Origin of the sequence: Flavobacterium sp. RSB2_4_14 (assembly GCF_051547085.1) — a bacterium.
In the GTDB taxonomy this organism is placed as follows: domain Bacteria; phylum Bacteroidota; class Bacteroidia; order Flavobacteriales; family Flavobacteriaceae; genus Flavobacterium.
This window is the reverse complement of record NZ_JBPTTL010000001.1, coordinates 1,071,306-1,084,767: the sequence shown is the minus strand read 5'-3', so window position 1 is coordinate 1,084,767 and position 13,462 is coordinate 1,071,306. Positions and strand designations below refer to the sequence as shown.

Annotated in this window: 13 protein-coding genes and 1 tRNA gene; 8 read left to right on the top strand and 6 right to left on the bottom strand. The window is 34.1% G+C overall.

Annotation, left to right across the window (positions count from 1 at the left end; translation table 11 throughout):
* The first annotated feature begins 4 nt into the window (after positions 1 to 4).
* From ACSVH2_RS04940 to ACSVH2_RS04915, 6 genes are all read left to right on the top strand, one after another.
* A complete protein-coding gene (locus ACSVH2_RS04940; RefSeq protein WP_438092042.1) occupies positions 5 to 985 on the top strand; it encodes a peptidoglycan DD-metalloendopeptidase family protein in 981 nt (326 codons plus the stop codon).
* A 49-nt stretch (positions 986 to 1,034) separates the two neighbouring features.
* Positions 1,035 to 1,367 (top strand): MerR family transcriptional regulator, encoded by a 333-nt coding sequence (locus ACSVH2_RS04935; protein WP_438092041.1) that lies wholly within the window; start codon positions 1,035 to 1,037, stop codon positions 1,365 to 1,367.
* Between the two features lies 1 nt (position 1,368).
* Entirely contained in the window at positions 1,369 to 1,653 is a 285-nt protein-coding gene (locus ACSVH2_RS04930; protein ID WP_438092040.1) for a GldL-related protein, read from the top strand.
* 27 nt (positions 1,654 to 1,680) lie between these two features.
* Positions 1,681 to 2,274, top strand: a complete 594-nt coding sequence (locus tag ACSVH2_RS04925; protein ID WP_438092039.1) for a LemA family protein — start codon at positions 1,681 to 1,683, stop codon at positions 2,272 to 2,274.
* A 94-nt stretch (positions 2,275 to 2,368) separates the two neighbouring features.
* A complete protein-coding gene (locus ACSVH2_RS04920; protein ID WP_438092038.1) occupies positions 2,369 to 2,806 on the top strand; it encodes a TPM domain-containing protein in 438 nt (145 codons plus the stop codon).
* A gap of 3 nt (positions 2,807 to 2,809) precedes the next feature.
* Positions 2,810 to 3,637, top strand: a complete 828-nt coding sequence (locus tag ACSVH2_RS04915) for a TPM domain-containing protein (RefSeq protein ID WP_438092037.1) — start codon at positions 2,810 to 2,812, stop codon at positions 3,635 to 3,637.
* A 72-nt stretch (positions 3,638 to 3,709) separates the two neighbouring features.
* Here ACSVH2_RS04915 and ACSVH2_RS04910 read toward each other — a convergent pair whose 3' ends face one another.
* Both ACSVH2_RS04910 and der read right to left on the bottom strand, forming a co-directional pair.
* Entirely contained in the window at positions 3,710 to 6,490 is a 2,781-nt protein-coding gene (locus ACSVH2_RS04910) for an outer membrane beta-barrel protein (RefSeq protein ID WP_438092036.1), read from the bottom strand.
* A gap of 99 nt (positions 6,491 to 6,589) precedes the next feature.
* Positions 6,590 to 7,897 carry a ribosome biogenesis GTPase Der gene (gene der, locus ACSVH2_RS04905; protein ID WP_438092035.1) on the bottom strand — a complete coding sequence of 436 codons (1,308 nt, stop codon included), beginning with the start codon at positions 7,895 to 7,897 and terminating at the stop codon, positions 6,590 to 6,592.
* A gap of 93 nt (positions 7,898 to 7,990) precedes the next feature.
* Here der and ACSVH2_RS04900 point away from each other — a divergent pair, with 93 nt between their 5' ends.
* Positions 7,991 to 8,497 carry a hypothetical protein gene (locus ACSVH2_RS04900; protein WP_438092034.1) on the top strand — a complete coding sequence of 169 codons (507 nt, stop codon included), beginning with the start codon at positions 7,991 to 7,993 and terminating at the stop codon, positions 8,495 to 8,497.
* Positions 8,498 to 8,500: 3 nt separating this feature from the next.
* Here ACSVH2_RS04900 and era read toward each other — a convergent pair whose 3' ends face one another.
* On the bottom strand, positions 8,501 to 9,382 hold the full coding sequence (era, locus tag ACSVH2_RS04895) for a GTPase Era (protein WP_438092033.1): 882 nt from the start codon (positions 9,380 to 9,382) through the stop codon (positions 8,501 to 8,503).
* Positions 9,383 to 9,498: 116 nt separating this feature from the next.
* Here era and ACSVH2_RS04890 point away from each other — a divergent pair.
* Positions 9,499 to 9,571, top strand: a tRNA-Met gene (locus tag ACSVH2_RS04890).
* Positions 9,572 to 9,677: 106 nt separating this feature from the next.
* Here ACSVH2_RS04890 and ACSVH2_RS04885 read toward each other — a convergent pair.
* The 3 genes from ACSVH2_RS04885 to ACSVH2_RS04875 are packed head-to-tail and all read right to left on the bottom strand — an operon-like array spanning position 9,678 to position 13,430.
* Entirely contained in the window at positions 9,678 to 9,863 is a 186-nt protein-coding gene (locus tag ACSVH2_RS04885; protein WP_438092032.1) for a YgaP family membrane protein, read from the bottom strand.
* Positions 9,864 to 9,880: 17 nt separating this feature from the next.
* The gene (locus ACSVH2_RS04880) at positions 9,881 to 10,186 is read right to left on the bottom strand and encodes a hypothetical protein (protein WP_438092031.1); all 306 of its coding nucleotides are present in this window, start codon (positions 10,184 to 10,186) and stop codon (positions 9,881 to 9,883) included.
* A 4-nt stretch (positions 10,187 to 10,190) separates the two neighbouring features.
* Complete coding sequence (locus tag ACSVH2_RS04875) at positions 10,191 to 13,430, bottom strand: efflux RND transporter permease subunit (RefSeq protein WP_438092030.1); 3,240 nt, start codon at positions 13,428 to 13,430, stop codon at positions 10,191 to 10,193.
* Between the last annotated feature and the right edge of the window lie 32 nt (positions 13,431 to 13,462).

Below are 13,462 nucleotides of genomic sequence, written 5' to 3'. Positions count from 1 at the left end.
AAAGATGGCGAAAAAAGTAAAGTATTATTTCGATACCGAAAGTTTGGCTTACCGTAAAATCAAGACTAATCTGTCCAAAAAACTGGGCTATATTGGATTATTTTTATTAGCATCTGCTTTATTTGGATTTTTGTGTTTTGTGGCTTTATTAAATACTTCCTATCTAGAAACGCCAAAAGACAGGTTACAAGCACGAGAAATTGAAACGATGAAATTGCGCTATGCTATTTTGAATAAAAAAATTGAACAAGTTGAAGAGGTTTTGGCTGATGTAGAAGACCGAGATAACAATATTTATAGAGCTTATTTTAATACCTCACCTATTCCTACTGAGCAACGTAAAGCTGGTTTTGGTGGTGTTAATCGATACAAAGAGTTGGAAGGGTTTGACAATTCAGAATTGGTTATTAATACGTCAAAACGAGTTGATATTATTTCAAAAGAATTGGCCATTCAGTCAAAATCATTGGATGAAATATTGGCTTTAGCTAAGCAAAAAAATAAATTACTTGCCGCTATTCCTGCCATTCAACCTGTAAAAAATGAACAATTAAAAAGAATCGCTTCTGGTTTTGGATATAGAAATGACCCATTTACCAAAGTGAGAAAAATGCACGAAGGCATGGATTTTACAGCTAAGACTGGAACACCAATTTTTGCTACTGGCGATGGTGTTGTTGCTCGTGCCGATAATACTGCTTCGGGTTATGGAAATCATATTGTGTTGCGACATGGTTTTGGGTATGAAACTTTGTATGGTCATTTGAGTAAGTACAAATGCAGAGCTGGACAAAGAGTCAAACGTGGCGATGTAATTGGATATGTGGGAAGTACTGGAAGAAGTGAAGCACCACATTTGCACTATGAAGTGCACAAAGATGGTAAAGTAGTCAATCCGTTGAATTTTTATTATGGCAATATTTCGGCAGCAGAATATATTGTTATTTCAAAAATGGCTAATCAAGAGAATCAATCGCTTGATTAACGATTTAAGATTGAAGAATTTTGATTTTTGAATGAATAAAAAATATGATATGCATATAGAATTAAAAGAAGGCAAGAGATATTACAGCATTGGCGAAGTAGCCAAAGCTTTCAACGTTAATGCTTCGTTGATTCGTTTTTGGGACAAAGAATTTGATATTCTGAAACCCAAGAAAAATGCAAAAGGCAATAGAATGTTCACACCCGAAGATGTGAAAAACTTGCAGTTGATTTATCATTTGGTCAAAGAAAGAGGTTTTACGCTTGATGGTGCTAAAACACATTTGAAAGAAGGCCAAAAGAAAACATTGGATAAATTTGAAATCATAAGCAAACTAGAAACAGTTAAAGCACAATTATTAAATATTAAAAATCAATTGTAAAATGGATGCAAAGAAAATAATAACGCTGAGTTTTGTTTTGGCTATCCTTATTGTAATTTTTGGTTCGTTGCTAAAAATCATGCATTGGCCATATGCTACAGAAGTAATGACAATAGGACTTTTGTCACAGTTGGTTTTCATCATCCTAAGCTTAACCGAAATATCAAAATCGGATAAAATTGACGGAACAGAAAAGTTCATGTGGTTTATAGGTTTCATTTTTATAGGAACTATTACAGGACTTGTTTACATTTTGTCAGCCAGAAAAAGAATTATTACTAACTAAATAAATTAAACTTTAAATTAAACAAAAATGGATTTTAAAAAATTTTTACCTTGGATTATTGGAGCAGTTGTTATTTTCGGAATTTACAGCTGGGTTAAAGGAATTAATAATACAGCCGTTGGCTATGAACAAACCATCAACGAAGCTTGGGGTAATGTTAACACTTCCTATCAAAGAAGAAATGACTTAATTGGCAACTTAGTAAATACTGTGAAAGGTGCTGCTGATTTTGAAAAAAGTACATTGACTGCTGTTATTGAAGCTAGAGCAAAAGCTACTGCTGTTACTGTTGACCCAACAAATATTACACCTGAACAATTGGCGGCATTTAATTCGGCACAATCTGGCGTTTCATCATCTTTATCAAGATTATTGGTATCTGTGGAACGTTATCCTGATTTAAAGGCTAATGCTAATTTCTTGAAATTACAAGATGAATTGGCAAGTACCGAAAATCAAATTTTAACGGCTAGAACACGTTTTAACGAAGCCGTAAAACCATACAATACACATATCAAAACGTTCCCTAATTCACTATTTGCAGGGCTATTTGGCTTCAAAGAAAAAGCGTATTTCCAAGCTGTTGAAGGAGCAGAAAAACCAGTTGAAGTAAAATTCTAAAAAAGATTTCAGATTTTCGATTAACGATTTCTGATTGCAGAATTTTATACTTCTAAAATCAAAAGTCGTTAATCTTCATTCAAAAATTTTACCAATGTCAAAAGTAGAAAATTTTTTAACCCAAGAAGAAGAACAAGAAATTGTTGAAGCTATTCGCGTGGCTGAAAAAAATACTTCTGGCGAAATTAGAGTTCATATAGAAAAAACAACTTCCATCGAAGCGTATGATCGTGCGATGGAAGTTTTCCATTTGTTAAAAATGGATGAAACCGAACTCAAAAATGGTGTTTTAATTTACCTTGCCGTAAAAGATAAAACTTTCGTTATATGTGGTGATAAAGGCATCAACGATTTGGTTCCCAATGATTTTTGGGATTGCACTCGTGATGTTATGGTCAACCATTTTAAAGAAGGAAACTTCAAACAAGGACTTGTTAACGGCGTTTTAAGAGCTGGTGAACAACTTCAAAAATACTTCCCATACCAAGATGGTGACACCAACGAACTTTCAAACGAAATATCAAAAGGATAAATTATGAAAATTTCAAATTCTAAATTCCAAATTCCAAATCGTAAAGGAATTTTGCAAATCCTATTTTTCGTAGTTTGTCTCTTTAGTTTCTCTCGAACTTTTGCTCAATTTACTATTCCGGAAATCCCAAAACTGCAAACCTCGGTTTATGATTATGCCAATGTTTTAAGCGCCGATGAAAAAGCACAATTAGAAGAAAAGCTAATACGCTATTCAGACAGTACCTCAACTCAAATTGTAGTCATCACTATCGAAAGTTTGAAAGGAGAAGACATTGGAATCCTTACACCAAAATGGGGACAAACATGGGGAATTGGTGGAAGCGAAAAAAATGATAATGGTGTCATTATTCTTTTGGCGAAAGCCGAACGAAAAATATGGATTTCGGCAGGTTATGGATTAGAAGACCGATTAACAGCTGGTATTGGTGGAGAAATTACCCGAAACATTATCATTCCCGAGTTCAAAGCTGGCAGTTATTACAAAGGTTTAGACAAAGGTGCCGATGCTTTATTTGATGTTTTTAAAGGCAAATACAAAGGCGAGCGAAAACAAAATAAAAAAGACGGTAAATTCCCTTTTTTTCCGATACTCGTTATTATAATTGTCATCATCATTATCATAGCTAATAGCAAGAAAAATGGCGGTGGTAACTCTGGAAACAGAGGTGGCGGAATGGATTTAGCTGATATTATTCTTTTAAGTAGTCTTGGCCGAGGATTTGGTTCCTCTGGCGGTGGTGGATTTGGTGGAGGTTCTGGTGGCGGTGGATTCGGTGGCGGATTTGGCGGTGGCGGATTTTCTGGTGGTGGTTCTGGTGGAAGTTGGTAAAATATAAATCTCAAAAATAAAAAAAGCTCGGTCAGATTTGGCCGAGCTTTTTTTTAGAATTCATTTTCTAATCTAATCCTCTATAAATATTCCGCCTTCATTCTTTTTCTTACCTGCAAATTTCTCAAGTTTATAAGTAAGTGAAAACATGATATACCGTTGTAAAACCGTGTTTTGAGAATCAACAATGGCTGTTGGAGTAATGGTTCGTGTGTTGTTAATATTCTGGTCTAATAAATCATACACTTTTACTTTTGCCAAAAATTGGTCTTTGAAAAAATTATATCCCAAACTCACATTCCATAAATAAAAATCTTTTTTAAATCCTTCATCAATATTCGAATTATAGGTGTAGCTAAAATCGCTTCCTATTACAAAATGCTTTGGCACATAAGATGTGATTTCAAGTTTGGCATTGTGCAAAAAGTTATTCGCATTGTCAATTACATAATTTTTATAATTGGTGGAGAAATAAGTATAACGATAGGACGGAGAAATAGTAACTAACTCGTCAATACTCCACGATAAATTTACTTTTGGATTGATCTGCAAACCTCTAGACTCATACAAAACTGCATTAGTTAATCCTTGGTCAAAATTGTAGTTCAAATTAATTCCAGTACTATAACGGAACGTTCGTTTTTCTTTTTTGTGTGATTTGCTCCAATTAAATCCAAGATAAGAAGTAGCAATTCTATCTACGTTTTGAAAAGTGGTAATAGCTTTAAAATTATCATCGTAAACAGTAGACGATACTACGCCATTTTTACTTAAATCAAATCCTGAATAAATAAAATAACCCGAACGAGAAGCGTAATCATAATTATTAAAACTTAAATAAAAACTATGCTTTTGTGTAGGTTCAAGATTTTCGTTTCCAATAAAAGAACTTAAAGGATTTGTCAAGTTTTCAACTGGCAAAACTTGACTTGCCTGAGGCAATTCAACACCATAATCATAGAAAGAGTAAATCGATTTTGATTTTCCTATGTTGTGACTTATATAGCCTTTTATTCTTGGGAAAACATAATCTCTATTTCTTGTGGTAATTAAACTCAAATAATTGGATTGGTTGTCAAAATTGATAAACTCAGGACCAAAATTTATTCGTCCATTTGTTTTTTCCTTACCTATAATTAACCCTGTTGATGGAAAAAAAGTGGTTGTTTTAGAAAATGTTTCGTTTGATTGTTCCTCATTAAAATTATCATATTCATTAGAAACTTCATCAAAATCAAAGGTGTTTAAATCATTTTTAATGTTCCTATAAGTCACTTCTGAAGTCAAGCTCAACCGAAGTGAGTCTGTTAATGGCTCTCCATAACGCACTTCTAATTTTAGAAAATCATTATTATCATTTTCAAATCGGTTCTGATTTCTTATATCATCTGGCGTAGAGTCGGAAAAAAGTGTTGCAGAATTTGTATTTGCAGTATTATCACGCTTTTGAATTTCTGTATTGAAATTTACGACCATTGCTCTGTTCTTCTTGTTGAATTTTTTGCTGTAGCTGGCGTCCATTCCAAAATTTGCATTTTCATTTTCGCTGTATTCATCATTTGAACTACTATTCAATTCGGCCGAGCTTTCATCAGTAGTAATTTGTGTTCCCAAAAACCTGTTTTTTGATAAACTTCTGGAAAATTTTGGTGCAAAATAAATGGTAGAAGTTGTGTCGATTTTTACTTCAAAATCTAAACTTAAGTTATGACCTGTGTTGGAGAAATTTGTTGAATTTAGTGAATTAGTAAACGTCTTTCCTGTGGGTAATAAATTAGTCTTACTGGTTCTGTTAGCATTTTCGGTTTCAGCATTTGAAAAATAATAACTCCCATTTTGATCCAACTTTTTAAACCATTTATCTTGGTAGTTAACCCCAATTAAATTTGATTTTGTAATTCCCGTATTTCCGCCAAAACTCATGTTGTTGATGCCAAAAGTTCCGTTATCATTATAGTAAACAGAACTATTTCTTCCGCCACCCATATTATCAAAAATTTCATCCATTGAAAAACCAACCGAATTAATATTGTTTGATGAAGCTAACACGCTAACCTTCCGTTCTCCTTTGAAATAATTTAATAACAAACTCGATTCATAGCGACTGTCCGAACCTAAACCAGCCACAATTTTACCAAAAAACCCTTTGTTTTTATCTTCTTGAATGGTGAGATTTATCGTTTTTTCTTGTGAACCAGAACTTTCGCCCGATATTTCTTCGGATTTCGTTTTTGTATCTACCACTTGAACTTTATCTATAATTTCGGCTGGAAGATTTTGGGTAGCAATTTTTCCATCTTTACCAAAAAAAGGTTTTCCATTTACCAAGATATTATTGACTTCTTTGCCATTAACAGTAATTTTTCCTTCTGGAGAAACTTCAACACCAGGCAATTGTTTCAATAATGCTTCCACATTAGCATCAGCACCCGTTTTAAAAGAAGCCGCATTAAACTCTAAAGTGTCTTTTTTAATCCTGATAGGTGGAATTTCTGATTTGATAACCACTTCATCGAGCGCATTTACTGATTCTTTAAGCTCAATGGTTCCAAAATCTTTATCTGACTTTAACAATGATAAATCTTCTTTGAAATCCTGAAAACTGATGTAGGATACTTTTAAAGAAATTGGTTTATCACTTTTTTTAATTTTAAAAGTAAAAAAACCTAGTTTATTAGTAATTGTATAATCAATAACCGATGAATCCTTTACCGAAGTTAAATAAACCGTTGCCGATTCGATGGGTAATTTGGTCGTTTGGTCAATTACTTTTCCCTTTAAAGTAATTGAATTTTGAGAGTAAATAAACGAACTTAAAAGTAAAGAACAAAAAAGAAAAAGTGATTTTGGCATAAAAATTTAGCTGTTATTATGGATTTAAAACAATAATAACGGCTAAATAATAATTTTATTATGTAATGTCAAAAAATCTTACGAAAATTTAACATTTCACTATTTTTCTCTAATATAAATATCGATTGGAACTCCTGAGAAATCCCAATGTTCACGGATTTTATTTTCTAGAAAACGTTTGTATGGTTCTTTTACATATTGTGGTAAATTGGCAAAAAACACAAACTGTGGTGTTGGTGTTGGCAACTGCATACAATATTTAATTTTTACATATTTTCCTTTCAGCGCTGGTGGCGGATAGGCCTCAATCAATTTCAACATAAAGTCGTTGAATTTTGAAGTAGGAATACGTTGCTTTCTGTTTTCATAAACTTTTACTGTTTCTTCTAATGCTTTCAGTAAACGTTGCTTGGTTAATGCCGATGTAAAAATAATAGGCACATCGGTAAAAGGTTGTAATTCTTCACGGATTTTAGCTTCGTAGTCACGTGTTGACATGGTATCCTTTTCGACCAAATCCCATTTGTTTACCAAAATAATTACTCCTTTTCTGTTTTTCTCTGCTAACCAAAAAATACTTTGATCTTGTCCTTCAAAACCACGAGTAGCATCAATCAAAAGAATACACACATCTGAATGTTCAATTGCACGAACGGAACGCATAACAGAGTAGAATTCTAAATCTTCTTTTACCTTAGCTTTTCTTCGAATTCCAGCAGTATCAACAAGGTTAAATTCAAATCCGAAACGGTTGTATCTTGTGTCAATAGAGTCTCTTGTAGTTCCAGCAATATCGGTAACAATATACCTGTCTTCACCAATCAAAGCATTGATGAATGATGATTTTCCAGCATTTGGACGACCAACAACACAAAATCTTGGTAATATTTCTTCTTCAGTTGTCTCGGGTAATTCAGGTAATACTTCTACTAACTTATCTAGTAAATCTCCTGTTCCACTTCCGCTAATGCTGGCAATGGTAAAATATTCGCCTAATCCTAAATTATAAAATTCGATGGCGTCTTTTTCACGCATCGCATTATCCACTTTATTTACGGCCAATAGAATTGGTTTGGTCACTTTTCTTAAAAGTTTTGCCACCTCAGCATCCATTGGCGTAATTCCCTCTTCCACATCTACAACAAAAATAATGGCATCGGCTTCATCAATCGCTAATTCAACTTGGCGACGAATTTCAGCTTCAAAAATATCATCCGAACCTTTGATATAACCTCCAGTATCAATAACAGAAAACTCTTTCCCATTCCACTCACTTTTTCCATAATTTCTATCGCGAGTAACACCACTAACCGAGTCGACAATGGCTTCTCTTCTTTGAATTAATCGGTTAAAAAATGTTGATTTCCCTACGTTTGGTCTTCCTACTATGGCTACAATATTATTCATTATCATTTTAAATATGGTGCAAAGGTACTATTAAAGAACACAATATCAATTTTTTTCTTATTTTAGTGTAGCATAACCAATAAGTAATTTTCTATGGAAACGGATAATGAAATTAGATTGCGTCTTCGTTTTTTTAAAGATGTAGAAGAAAATATTGATGTGGTAAGACAAAAGTTTGTGGATTATGCCAAGAATTTGCCCTCTGGCTTTTTAATAAAAATTAGACCAAATCATATTCAATTTACTATTCAAGGCGAAAAGCAAAAGTATTGGTCGCCTCATTTATCTATTGAATTGGAAGAAAAGGAAGGAAACGAAAAAAATGCCACTCACATAAGAGGTTTATTTGGACCAGCACAAACTTTATGGACCTTTTTTATGTTTTTACATTTTCTTGTTGCCGGAATTTTTACTCTTTTTGGCATGTTTGCCTACTCCAACTACACCTTGAAAGAACCAATGATGATGGATTTGGTCATTATGTTTATCATGGTCATCGTTTGGTTTTTACTCTATGTCATTGCTCGACAATTGCGTGAAAGAGGCCATGATCAAATGAATGATTTGGAAAACGAATTCGAAAAAATTATTACAAGTTAATAACTATTGATTGTAGCCAAAACGTCTTAGTTGATAGGCATTGCTTCTCCAGTCTTTATTGACTTTCACATACAATTCGATGTGGATTTGTTTCCCAAAAAACTTCTCTAAATCTTCACGAGATTCTACTCCTACTCTTTTCAATGCGGCACCTTTGTGACCGATGATAATTCCTTTTTGCGTATCGCGTTCCACCATGATTACAGAACGAATTCTGATGATTTTTTCATCTTCTAGAAACTCTTCCGTTTCAATTTCTACTGCGTATGGAATTTCTTTATCGTAATTCAAGAGAATTTTTTCACGAATAGTTTCATTCACAAAAAAACGTTCGGGTTTGTCGGTCAAAGCGTCTTTTGGATAATAAGGAGGTGAAACTGGAAGCAATTCTAATATGCGCGCAAAAACTTCTTTCACATTAAAATTTTCTAAAGCAGATATTGGATAAATTTCTGCATTAGGAACTTTTTCTTTCCAAAGCGCTATTTGCTCTTCTAGTTCTTCTTGGTTGGATTTGTCTATTTTATTTAAAAGTAATAAAACTGGGATTTTTGAATGGATTATTTTATTAAAAAATGCCTCGTCTTTCAATTCCTTTTCCCCTATTTCGACCATATAAATCAATACATCAGCATCTTCAAAAGCAGATTTTACGAAATCCATCATTGATTTTTGCATTTCGTAGGCTGGTTTTATAATTCCAGGTGTATCCGAAAGAATTACCTGGAAGTCTTCGCCATTCACAATTCCTAAAATTCGGTGACGTGTAGTTTGCGCTTTTGAGGTTATGATTGATAATCTTTCCCCAACAAATGCATTCATTAAAGTTGATTTACCCACATTTGGGTTTCCGATTATATTTACAAATCCTGCTTTGTGTGACATGTATTCTGATTTAATTGTTGCAAAGGTAGTCATATCAGTTCAATAGAGGAAATAAAGATTTTTTGCAATTTTTGTTGCATTTCTTGATATTCATTGTATATTTGCACTCGAAACATCGCGGGATAGAGCAGTAGGCAGCTCGTCGGGCTCATAACCCGAAGGTCACAGGTTCGAGTCCTGTTCCCGCTACTAAAAACCCAGCAATCGCTGGGTTTATTTTTTTAAAAAAAAGATTTCTATATAAAAAAGGCAGACTTTACAGTCTGCCTTTTCTTTCCAATATATTTTTCAAAAATTAATCTTTTACACCCAATTTTGTCAAAATATCGTCCATCAAACACCATTTGGTTATAGACGATTGCAGTAAATTGGCTCCAACAAAGGCGGTGAACCATAACCAGTTTTGATTTACATAAATGGATAATAGTATACTGATTAGTATAAATGTTCCCGCTATTGCTCTTACAATTCTGTTTTTCATATTTAATTGTTTTAAATTTAATTTGATTTTTCGATGCTTACAGATGCCACATGAATGTGAGATGCCGTTTCCTGTTTGTTATTAAAATCCTTTACCAAGTCAAATAATAAATCTACATTTTCCTTGTTGACAAAAGCGTAGAACAAAATAGAATTTGTTTCATTCATTTCACTGGCAAACCAATTAGTTTCTATTCTTTCTTCCGAAATATCATTGTGCCCAATGACATTTTTATAGCTAAATGATTTTACTCTAGCTTTTTTCAACATGGTTTTGATATCATTTTCAAATTCTGCTATTGCTGTAATTAGTAGTAGTTTCATATTTTTAAATATTAGATTCTTGTTCTTCACTTTTTTGCAAATCACTATTGGAATTACCTTCCCATTTTTTTCTTTCGGTAATGTAGTAAATGATAGGAACAACGATTAGTGTTAGAATTGTGGAAACTATAGCTCCAAAAACTAACGAAATAGCCAATCCTTGAAATATTGGATCAAACAAAATGATGGATGCTCCAATAACAACTGCTCCAGTAGTTAATAAAATTGGGGTTGTTCTCACCGCACCAGCTTCTATAATGGCTTGTTTTAGCGGAATTCCGTCGTTCAGTCGGATTTCGATAAAGTCAATCAGCAAGACAGAGTTTCGAACCATTACACCAGCTAAAGCAATCATTCCGATAAATGAAGTGGCTGTAAAAAACGCTCCTAACAACCAATGTCCTAATACAATTCCGATTAGCGAAAGTGGAATGGCCATCATCATTACCATTGGTGTTTTGAAGTTTTGGAACCAACCTACAATCAGCATGTAAATAATCACAATTACAATTAAAAAAGCAGCACCTAAATCGCGGAAAACCTCTAAAGTAATCTGCCATTCGCCATCCCATTTTACGGTAAAATCGCTTTCATCTGCCGGTTGTTCCATATATAATTCGTTGACTTTATACCCTTTTGGCAAGTTCATTTTTTGTAGCTTTTCATTCATTCCCAAAATAGCATAAACGGGACTTTCCAACGCTCCAGCCATATCAGCGGTAACGTAAACTACTCGTTTTTGGTCTTTTCTGTAAATTGTTTTTTGTAAAGTATCCGTAACTACTTTTACCAAATCACTCACGGGAACAACATTACCACGACTTCCTTTAATCTTCAAATTCTGAATGTCTTGCAATGAGGTTTTGTCTTTATCGTCAAGCGAAAGCACGATTCCAACATTGTCATTAGAATTTTCATCATACAAATTAGAAACTGGATATTCTTTCAGTAAATAGGTTAGGTTGCCAACGATTTGTTGCGGTGCAATTCCGTTTAACATCGCTTTCTCCTTATCGACTTCTAGTTTGTATTCGGTTTGGTTGTCTTCCACCATCCAATCGACATCCACAATATCCGAAGTGGTTTCCAAAATAGTTTTCACCTGATTGGCAACTTCGATTTGTTGTTTATAATTTGAACCATAAATCTCAGCAACCAATGTGGATAAAACTGGTGGTCCAGGTGGAACTTCAATAATCTTTACGTTAGCACCAAATTTTTTGGCAATCTTCTGAATTTCGGGACGCACCACTTTAGCAATATCATGACTTTGTAAATCACGGTCTTCTTTGTGTAATAAATTCACTTGAATATCCGCCATATTACTTCCGCCACGCAAATCGTAATGGCGCACCAAACCGTTGAAAGTTATCGGTGCTGAGGTGCCAATATAGTTTTGATAATTCACCACTTCGGGAATAGTTGAAAGGTACTGAGCTATTTCTTGAGTTACCGCAGCCGTTCTTTCAAGAGTTGTTCCTTCGGGCATATCAACCACCACTTGAAACTCATTTTTGTTATCAAAAGGTAACATTTTCACAACCACTTGTTTGGTAAAAAACATTACCATCGAACCAATTAATAACACAACAGTAATTCCAACCATTACACGGCGTTTTTTTGAACTTTCCAAAAACGGACGCTCCATTTTGTTGTAGACTTTATAAATCCATGACGTTTCTAATCCTTGCTCTGCTTTGTGTTCTTGTTCTTCTTTTTCATGCAACAAATGATAGCCTAAATAAGGTGTAACAGTCAGTGCCACAAAAAGCGATAATAACATGGCAATTGAAGCACCAATTGGCATAGGACTCATATATGGTCCCATCATTCCCGATACGAAAGCCATTGGAAGTATGGCGGCAATCACCGTGAATGTTGCCAAAATAGTAGGATTTCCAACTTCATTAATGGCATAAATAGCCGCTTGCTTGAACGGCAGTCGCTTCATCTTGAAATGTCGGTGCATGTTCTCAGCAATGATAATACTATCGTCAACAACAATTCCGACTACAAAAACTAAGGCGAAAAGTGTAATTCTATTTAGTGTATATCCTAATAAATAATAAGCGAATAAAGTTAAAGCAAACGTTAATGGCACAGAAAAGAAAACGACCAATCCACCACGCCAACCCATGGCCAACATTACTAAAACAGTCACCGCAATAATTGCAATCCCTAAGTGCAGTAACAATTCGCCTACTTTATCAGAAGCTGTTTCTCCATAATTTCGCGATACTTCAACATGAACATCATCGGTGATAATGGTTTGTTTTAAATGGGCGACTTTTTCCAAAATCTTTTCAGAAATTTTCATAGCATCGGCACCTTTTACTTTTCCGATAGAAATGGTAACAGCCGGATATTCTGAATTATTTTTCGCAAACTTTTCATTGGCTTTTCCATAACCAAAAGATACATAACTTCTTGGTGTGGATGGACCATCTTGAACAGAAGCCACTTGTTTTAAATAGACTGGCATGTTGGCATTAACTCCAACTACCAAATTTTCTATATCTTCTGAAGATTTTAGAAATTCACCCGTTGTTACCAAATATTCTTCGTCAGAAGCTACAAAACTTCCCGATTGTGAACTGCTATTATTGGCTTGAATCATTTGTATAATTCCCAAAGCATCGATACCGTTTTCGGCCATTTTATCTTTGTCTAAAACCACTTTCACTTCGCGGTTTCTACCACCAATTTCTTTGGTAATAGCAACATCTTTTACTTTTTCAATTTCAGAAGTTACTTCTTCCGCAATTTGACGTATTTCAAAATCGTTTAATTTTTCACTCCAAAGTGTTAATCCCAGCATAGGAACATCGTCAATGGAACGTGTTTTTACCATGGGTTTATATACGCCTTGAGGAAACATATTTTCGTGCTTTGCCAACTCATCGTATAACTTCACATAGGAACGTTCTACATCTTGACCCACATAAAACTGAACAATCAACATGGCTTGTCCGTTCATAGCCATACTGTGCACGTGCTCTACACCTTTGATATTAGAAAGTATTTTTTCTAATGGTTTTACCACACGATTTTCGACTTCACTTGGACTTGCTCCAGGATAACCCACCATAACGTCGGCCATCGGAACATTAATTTGTGGTTCTTCTTCTCTCGGAATTAAGAACGAACTGTAAGTGCCAATAATCATCAAACCAATCATTAACAAAATAGTTAATTTAGAATTGATGAAAAACTGCGCTATTTTACCTGATATACCTTCTTGCATTTTTTTAAGTTTAAAAGTTTATGAGTTTAAAA

What these genes read in the sequence shown, in the direction of transcription:
- ACSVH2_RS04940 (WP_438092042.1), top strand. Translation starts at nt 5, where the DNA reads ATGGCGAAAAAAGTAAAGTATTATTTCGATACCGAAAGTTTGGCTTAC.
- ACSVH2_RS04935 (WP_438092041.1), top strand. Translation starts at nt 1,035, where the DNA reads ATGCATATAGAATTAAAAGAAGGCAAGAGATATTACAGCATTGGCGAA.
- ACSVH2_RS04930 (WP_438092040.1), top strand. Translation starts at nt 1,369, where the DNA reads ATGGATGCAAAGAAAATAATAACGCTGAGTTTTGTTTTGGCTATCCTT.
- ACSVH2_RS04925 (WP_438092039.1), top strand. Translation starts at nt 1,681, where the DNA reads ATGGATTTTAAAAAATTTTTACCTTGGATTATTGGAGCAGTTGTTATT.
- ACSVH2_RS04920 (WP_438092038.1), top strand. Translation starts at nt 2,369, where the DNA reads ATGTCAAAAGTAGAAAATTTTTTAACCCAAGAAGAAGAACAAGAAATT.
- ACSVH2_RS04915 (WP_438092037.1), top strand. Translation starts at nt 2,810, where the DNA reads ATGAAAATTTCAAATTCTAAATTCCAAATTCCAAATCGTAAAGGAATT.
- ACSVH2_RS04910 (WP_438092036.1), bottom strand. Translation starts at nt 6,490, where the DNA reads ATGCCAAAATCACTTTTTCTTTTTTGTTCTTTACTTTTAAGTTCGTTT.
- der (WP_438092035.1), bottom strand. Translation starts at nt 7,897, where the DNA reads ATGAATAATATTGTAGCCATAGTAGGAAGACCAAACGTAGGGAAATCA.
- ACSVH2_RS04900 (WP_438092034.1), top strand. Translation starts at nt 7,991, where the DNA reads ATGGAAACGGATAATGAAATTAGATTGCGTCTTCGTTTTTTTAAAGAT.
- era (WP_438092033.1), bottom strand. Translation starts at nt 9,382, where the DNA reads ATGTCACACAAAGCAGGATTTGTAAATATAATCGGAAACCCAAATGTG.
- ACSVH2_RS04885 (WP_438092032.1), bottom strand. Translation starts at nt 9,863, where the DNA reads ATGAAAAACAGAATTGTAAGAGCAATAGCGGGAACATTTATACTAATC.
- ACSVH2_RS04880 (WP_438092031.1), bottom strand. Translation starts at nt 10,186, where the DNA reads ATGAAACTACTACTAATTACAGCAATAGCAGAATTTGAAAATGATATC.
- ACSVH2_RS04875 (WP_438092030.1), bottom strand. Translation starts at nt 13,430, where the DNA reads ATGCAAGAAGGTATATCAGGTAAAATAGCGCAGTTTTTCATCAATTCT.